At 74.2% G+C, this 7571-nt stretch carries 4 protein-coding genes; all 4 read right to left on the bottom strand.

The features are described 5' to 3' along the window. The coding region (locus ACWCRD_RS10910; RefSeq protein WP_450965543.1) for a hypothetical protein at positions 1 to 1873 on the bottom strand (1873 nt) is incomplete at its 3' end. 244 nt (positions 1874 to 2117) lie between these two features. Further along, a complete protein-coding gene (locus ACWCRD_RS10905; RefSeq protein WP_450965542.1) occupies positions 2118 to 3182 on the bottom strand; it encodes a hypothetical protein in 1065 nt (354 codons plus the stop codon). Positions 3183 to 3471: 289 nt separating this feature from the next. Continuing rightward, positions 3472 to 4647: a vWA domain-containing protein gene (locus ACWCRD_RS10900; protein WP_450965541.1), complete on the bottom strand. Its 1176-nt coding sequence runs from the start codon at positions 4645 to 4647 to the stop codon at positions 3472 to 3474. Between the two features lie 169 nt (positions 4648 to 4816). Beyond that, positions 4817 to 7546, bottom strand: a complete 2730-nt coding sequence (locus ACWCRD_RS10895) for a DUF5682 family protein (RefSeq protein ID WP_450965540.1) — start codon at positions 7544 to 7546, stop codon at positions 4817 to 4819. Positions 7547 to 7571 lie beyond the last annotated feature (25 nt).

The raw sequence follows: 7571 nt of genomic DNA, 5'->3' as shown, positions 1-7571 counted from the left end.
CAGCCCCGGTGACACCCTCCGCGAACTGCGGCACCTGCCCGGCGACGCCGTACCCCAGACCGGTCACATGACCGGCCACGCCGTACACGAGCGGCGCCGTGTCGTCGGCGATCCCACCGGCGAACGGCCGGACGTCGCCCGTGACGCCGTACGCCAGCCCGCCCGCGTCCGCCACGGCCTGCCCGGCGACCGGCAGTACGCCGTCCACGGCGGTGTGCACGACCGGCGGCAGCACGGCGCCCGTCGCGTCGTCGCTCACCTGACCGACCAGGCCGGTGGCGTACGACGGCACGTCCGCGACGACACCACGGGCGACCGGCGCCACGCCGTACACGGCGCCACCGGCGACGGCTCGCACATCGGACACCGCGCCGCCGGCGACGGGCGTCACACCCTGGGCGACACCTCCCGCCACCGGCTGCACGCCCTCCACGGCGCCCGCGGCGACCGGCTGGACGCCCCGCACCGTGTGGGAGACCACCGGCTGCACGCCCTCGACGACCCCGTCCGCGACCGGCTGGACGTCGGCCACCATGCCGTACGCCAGCGCCGTCGCGGTGCCGACGGCGTGACCGGCGGTCCGCCCGCCCCCGGTCACGGCGCCGCCCGCGACAGGCAGCACACCGTGCACCGCGCCGGTGGCGACCGGTGCCAGGCCGTCCACGGCGCCGGTGGCGACCGGCAGCACGCCGCTCACTGCGCCCGTGGCCAACGGCGTCACCCCGTCCACGGCGTGGGTGACGGTGGGCGCGACCCCGCCGACGGTCTGCCGGGCGACCGGGACGACGCCCGCCACCGCCTGGCCGGCGACCGGCGTCACGCCCTGCACGGCGTGGCCGGCGAGGGGCGGCACGGCGGCCGCGGCCGTCTCCGCGACGACCGGGGTGACCGTGCCGGGAACGTTCTTCACGGTGCCGACGACCTTCTGCTCGACCCCGCCGACCGTGCCCGTGACATGGCCGGGAACCGCGGCCACGGCAGACTGGGCGGCGCCGGCCACGGCACCGGTTTCGCCCTGCGCGAGAGCCGTCACGCCCGCGGCACGGCCCTGGGCGCCCGCCGGGGTGCGGCTCGCGCCCGCGAGGGCCTGCTCCGCCTTCGTCCCTACGACGCCCGCCTCGCCCAGCGCAAGCGCCGTCACGCCCGCGGCGCGCCCCTGGACACCCACCGCGGTGCGGCCCGCGCCCGCGATGGTCTGCTGCGCCTTCGTCCGTACGACGCCGTCGACGCCCTGCACCTGGGTGCGGGCCGCCGACTGCATGCCCTGGAGCTTCGTCTGGGCGGCTGCCAGCGCCTGCTCCAGCTCCGGTGCGAAGGCGGCGAGGGGGCCGAAGAGGTAGTCGACCTCGCCCTGTGGGGAGGAGGTCGTGTCGGTGACGGTGGTGGCGCCCTGGGTGGCCGCGGCCTTCGCCTCGGCCTGCGCGGCGCGGGCGGCCTTGGCGCCCTGGATGGCGGCGGCGCCCTTGACCTTGGAGGCCTTCTTGACCGCCTGCGGGGCGGACACCTCGGCGTCGACGTACCTGCGGGCCTGCTCGGCGGTGCCGCCGGGCGTCGTCTTCTCCGCGCCGGTGACCGTGGAGGTCGCCCTGGCCGCGGTGGAGCCGGCCGTCCCGGTGACGCCGGAGACGGTGTGCTGGACGCCGCTGACGACACCGTCGACCGTGCCGGTGACCGTGTCGGTCAGCGCGCCGAGGGTGCTGCCGGAGTCGACGGTCGCGTCGGTGGCCGGATCGGAGATGGGATCGGTGGTCGTGTCGGACACGGACAGGGAGGACGAGGGCAACTCGTCAGCGCTGGCGACGGCGGAACCGAGCGCCCATGCGCCGGTGACACCGGCGGCTATGACGATGGAGCGGCGGATGTTCTTGTTCATGCGTGCGTCAGATCCTTAGATCCCTGGAAGCTCCGCGCTCCTTGATCTCAGGGGAGATCCGGGGAGTTCCGGGGCTTCCTCGAAAGGCTTGGGGACAATTCCGGCGCCGCGTCCGGTCCTGGTCCGGGGAGTCGGGACCAGCGGAGTCGGCGGCTTGCGTCCGGAGAACGAAGGGGTGTCCGGACGGGCGGGCAGACCTGCTCCACCCCCGCGCGGCAGGTCCGTGGCGGGGGAAGGGCCTGCCCTAGCCGGGGAATACGGGAATGTCCCGGTGCCTGTCCCGGGTACCGGCCGCGGCGGCGCGAACGGCGGCGCCGGGCACGAGCCGCACGAGCGGCCGGTGGTTCAGGGCGACGGCGTGTGCGTCACCGTGCCTCGGGGTGCCGTTGTCGACCGCGGCCCGGTTGGCCGGAACACCGGCCGGGTCGCCGTCGGGGGTCTGGTGCGCCGGGGTGTACCCGGCACCGGCCCGTCGGCCGCTGCCCTGCACGGCGGTGGCGTCGCCCGCGGTCACGTCCACGACGAGGCGCGGCCTGTGCGCCGCACCGCTCGCGGCCGCTGTGGAGCGCCTGTCGTCGACGGGGCCTTCCGTCCCCGGATGCCCTGCGACACCCGGCTGCGGGGCCTGGGCGACGGGCGCGGGAAGTATGTGCCCCGGTGATGAAGGGAAGCCGGGCAGTTCGGGCAGGCCCGGCATCGACGGGGGCCCGGGCACCCCCGGCAGGGAGGACAACGGCGCCAACGGCGGTATCTGCCCGGCCACCCTGCCCAGCCCGGCGGTCACGGCCTCCACCGGACCACCGACCGGCTGCAGGACGCGATCACCCACGGAGCGGACGAGCTCACCGGTCAACGGAGCAAGGACCTGACCGGCTGCGCCCGGGGTCGCGGGAAGGGAGCCGGGATCCGGGGCGGGCTTGGGATCGGCCGGTGCCGGTGCTGGGACCGGTGCCGGTGCGGCGGGAGTCGTCGGCTTGGGCTTGTCCGAAGCGGACGGCTGGGGCTGCGGCGTGGCCGAAGTGCTCGTCAGTCGGCCGACCGTGGCGGCCGACTTGTTCGTGAGCCGGGTAGCCGTGGCGACCGCGTCGCTCGTCAACGACGCCCGGACGCCGTCCGCCGGAGCGGTCGGCAGGACCTCGGACGAGGAGGTGGCGGCCGGCGCCTGCTCCGCCGCGTGCGCCTGTTCCCCGCAGAGGAACCCCAGCGCGAACAGTCCGCCCACCAGCAGAACCACTTGCAGCGCACGCCGTCCGGCCGCCGTGCGCATCACGCGCAGAGCGGCACCGGGCAAGGCGGCTGGCCAGGTCAAGAGGGGGTGGTCCTCCCGTGCGGCGGAACGAGTTTCACGTAACGAGCCGTAACGAGCTACCAGTCGGCGCGACGCGGTGCGGTACGGACGAGGCGGCGCAACGGCGCGCCGCTGATGAGGCATCGATCCTCGCACGGCCCTCCCGAGGTTGCGCAAGCCCCCTGTTACCGATGGGTAGGCATGTCCGTTTTGCTGGGCGAAGTCGGGCGACGATGCATCGACAAATCGTCAGCGACCGTTCCCTGTCAGCCTGGTCGCGCTCTTTCCGGTCATGCCGTGTCGTGTCCGGTCATGCAGTGTCAGGTATGGGCAGCGGTCGCTTCTCGATGGCCGCCGCCATCACTTCGGGGAAGAGATCGGGCGTGCACGCGAACGCCGGTGCCCCCAGCGCGGAGAGCGCGGCCGCGTGCTCCCGGTCATAGGCCGGCGCCCCTTCGTCCGAGAGCGCAAGCAGCGTGACGAACTGCACTCCGGACGCCTTCATCGCGGCGACCCGCTTGAGCATCTCGTTCCGTATCCCGCCTTCGTAGAGATCGCTGATGAGCACGACCACCGTCTCGGCGGGCCGGGTGATCTGCGACTGGCAGTAGGCGAGTGCCCGGTTGATGTCCGTACCACCGCCCAGCTGCGTGCCGAACAGCACGTCCACCGGGTCGTCGAGCTGGTCGGTGAGGTCCACCACCGCCGTGTCGAAGACGACGAGTCGCGTGTTGATCGACCGCATGGACGCGAGCACCGCCCCGAACACGGACGCGTAGACCACGGATGCCGCCATCGACCCCGACTGGTCGATGCAGAGGACGACTTCCTTCGTCACGGACTGGGACGCCCTCCCGTAGCCGATGAGCCGCTCCGGCACGATCGTCCGGTACTCGGGCAGGTAGTGCTTGAGGTTGGCCGCGATGGTGCGGTTCCAGTCGATGTCGTGATGGCGCGGCCGGTTGATCCGGGCGCTGCGGTCGAGGGCTCCGGTGAGGGTGGCCCGAGTACGGGCGGCGAGCCGCTTCTCCAGGTCCTCGACGACCTTGCGCACCACGGCCCGCGCCGTCTCCTTGGTCGTCTCCGGCATCGCCTTGTTGAGCGAGAGCAGGGTGCCGACGAGGTGGACGTCGGCCTCCACTGCCTCCAGCATCTCCGGCTCGAGCAGCAGCGCGGACAGCCCGAGCCGGTCGATGGCGTCGCGCTGCATGACCTGGACGACGGAGGAGGGAAAGTACGTCCGGATGTCCCCGAGCCAGCGCGCCACCGACGGCGCCGACGCCCCGAGTCCCGCCGACCGGTCCCGCACCGCCTGCCCTTGCTTGTCGCCCTTCCCGTAGAGCGCGGCCAACGCCCCGTCCATCGCGCTGTCCCGCCCCGACAGAGTGCATCCCGTGCCGTCGGCGGCGTCGCCCCCGAGCACCAGCCGCCAGCGTCGCAGTCGCTCCTGCGCCGGGGCTGCCGGGTCCATCGCCTCCGCCGTCATCGGCACACCCCCGTGCAAGGCCGGTCCCAGAGCGGCATCACGGCGACGGCGACCGTCGGACGGTCCTTCGCCCCGCCCCCGTACCTGCTGCGATTCCCGTTGCCGTTCCTGTTCCTGCCGACGGCCGTTGCGCCGGCGTCCTCCTGGGCTTCCGTCAGTCCGTCCTTCGTCATCCCGTCACCCCCGCAAGATCGTTGTCGATGTCCGTTTCCACTCCGCTCGGGCCGCTCGGTCCGTCCAGGCCCAGCAGCAGCCGGACCACCGGCAGCACGGCGTCCGCGCGCCCGGGGTCGAGGTCGGCCGCGAAGCCCGGTATGCCGGAGCCGGCGGCCGTGACGCTCCCCCGCTCCCCCGGTCCGCGCCGGACGAGCTCGCCCAGCGTCCGGCGCACCCCCGGCTCGTACGCCGAGAACGTCCGCCGCAGCAGGGGCAGTACGTCCGTGAACGCCTCCGCCGGCACCCCGGTCAGCCAGGAGTCGACCAGCCCCAGCAGCCGCTCGTCGTGCACGAGGAGCATTCCGCCGCCGGACCCTCCGCCGACGAACCCCTCGATCCAAGCGGCGGCATCCCCCGGCGGAGTCCCAGGCGACAGCACGAGGCCCATGAGCCGCGCCGCCTCGTCCTGCCCCAACTCCCCCTCGTCCAGCAACAGCCGTACGGCCCGCCCCCGGACCACACCGGGCACGGTGTCCCGGACGGACAGCACGCGCAGAACCGAGTGCCAGCGGCCCCGCAGGTCGCGGTGGTCCGGCGCGGGCGCGTCGCCCAGCAGCCCCACCGCCCCGTGCACCGCGTCGACATGGCGCCGCATCTCCTCGGCGGCGTCCGCGTCCAGGGCCGCGCAGGCCGGGGGGAGGCCGACGAATATCCGCTCGGCGAGGCCCGCGGCGACCCCGGCGAGCGCTCCTGTGTCCGTGCCGCGTACATCGCCGTACCGGAGGGAGCGGACCAGGGCGGGCAGGGCCTGCGCGAGGTGGCCGACGTCCGTGTCGAGTGCGGCCCGGTCGGCCAGGACCTGCATCACCACCGGTAGCGCTCGGGGGAGTTCGGCCAACAGACAGCGCTCGGCCAGTCCGGTGACATCGGCCAGGGCCTGTGCGGCGACGGCGTCCGCCTCCGCCTTGGCCGTCGCGGCGGCGAGCACCGTCGTGCCCCACACCCCGGCCTCCGCCACCCTCACGGCCAGCTCCGGTTCCCAGCGCAGCCGCCATGTCTCCCGGAACGTGCCCGTGCTCCCCCGCGAAGCCACCGGTTCGCCCCACGCCACGCCCAGCAACCGCAGTCGGTGCAGCAGCCTGCTGCGGCCCGCGTCGGTCTCCTTGCGCAGGTCGAGCTCCAACTCCCGCTCCAGCGCCTCCGGTTTGAGCCGCAGTCGTCGCTGGATCCGGTCCAGGTCCCGCTGCAACGGCACCGCCGGCGCCGCACGCGGCACCTCCCCCAGCACATCCCCCACGACCAACCGGTCGTGCACCAGCGCCAGCGGCACATCCGAGCCCTCGCACATCACCGCGCGCACGGCATCGGTCGTCTCGCCCAGCCCCGGCAACGGGCGGCCCCGCATCGCGGCAAGCGTCTCCGCCAGCCGCACCGCCTCGATGACATGCGCCGAGGAGACGATCCGGTCCTCGCCCCGCAGCAGCCCGGCCACCCTGGTCATCCACCGCTCGACCGGCCGGTCCCGGGCGGCGAACAGATGCCCGTACCAGCCCGGCGATTCGATGCCCGCCCCGTACCCGCTGACCCGCGACAGTCTCCTGTACGTCCAAGGCACCCATGTCATGTCCGTCTTGACCTTGGGCAGCCCCTTCACCAGCGCCCGGTCGGCGGCGACGGCCGTCTTCTGCCGCAGCGCGGGCACATGCCAGGCCCCGCACACGACAGCCACCGCGTCCCCGAACTCCCGCTGCGCTGCCCGCACCTGGAGTCGCATGTACGCCTCCCGTACGAGATCCCGGTCATGGCCCCCGCTGCCGTACGCCTCCCGCAACGCCCCCATGGCCTCTTCGAGCACCAGGAACGGCGCGAACGCGTCCCCCTCTCCCACCCCCCGGTGCTCGACGACGTCCTCCCACCACCGCTCCGGGTCGTCGTATCCGGCGGCTTCGGCGAGCACGGCGAGCGGGTCGATACGGACGTCGGTCTCCACGGCCGACCTGTCGGCAGAGGGCCGACCACCGGAATCAGTACCGGAATCGGCGTCGGCACGGCTGTCGGTATCCGGGGTGACATCGGCGCCGGCCCCGGTCTCGGCATCGGCCTCGGCCTTGGCGTTCGATCCGGCCGTAGCGTCGGCTCGTGTGTCGGCCCCCGCGCCGGGGCCGGCGTCTGGCCTGTCCCCGAACGCTGCCACAGGACCGGTACGGGAGTTGGCTTGCGATCCGGCTCCGGGCTCTGCCCCGGCGTCGGCCCCGCGCTCGGCCCCGTCGCCGCCCACGCCCCCGCGCCCGGCGTCGGCATCGGACGCACCGCCCCCGGCCGTATCGACGCCGCCCTCGCGTCCGTCACCCGCGCCCCCGCCGGATTCGCCCTCCGTGTCCTTGCTCCACGCCAGGGTGTGGGTGGCCGGCAAGTCGATGAAGCGGGCCGGTACGTCGTGCTCCAGGGCCCACCGGATCGCGACCCACTCCGGGGAGAACTCGGCGAGCGGCCAGAACGCCGAGCGGCCGGGCTCGTCCACCGCGTGGGCGAGGAGTGCGACCGGCGGCCGCATGTCCTCCTCGGCGGCGAGCGGGATCAGTACGTCGGCCTCGGGCGGCCCCTCGATCAGCACGGCCCGGGGCCGGGCAGCGTCCAGCGCCGCCCGTACCGCTCGTGCCGAGCCGGGTCCGTGGTGTCGTACGCCGAGCAGGAGCGGCCCACCACCGGCCGCGCCGCTCCCGCCCCTCACCGTCCCTGTCACGCCGTCCCCCTCGTCGTCCTGGTCA

Source organism: Streptomyces sp. NPDC002092, assembly GCF_053593775.1.
The sequence above is the reverse complement of the archived record's forward strand: the minus strand, read 5'-3'. Positions and strand labels throughout refer to the sequence as shown.

Bases quoted from the DNA above. Each gene is read 5' to 3' on its own strand.
- ACWCRD_RS10900 (WP_450965541.1), bottom strand. From the start codon at position 4,647: ATGACGGCGGAGGCGATGGACCCGGCAGCCCCGGCGCAGGAGCGACTG.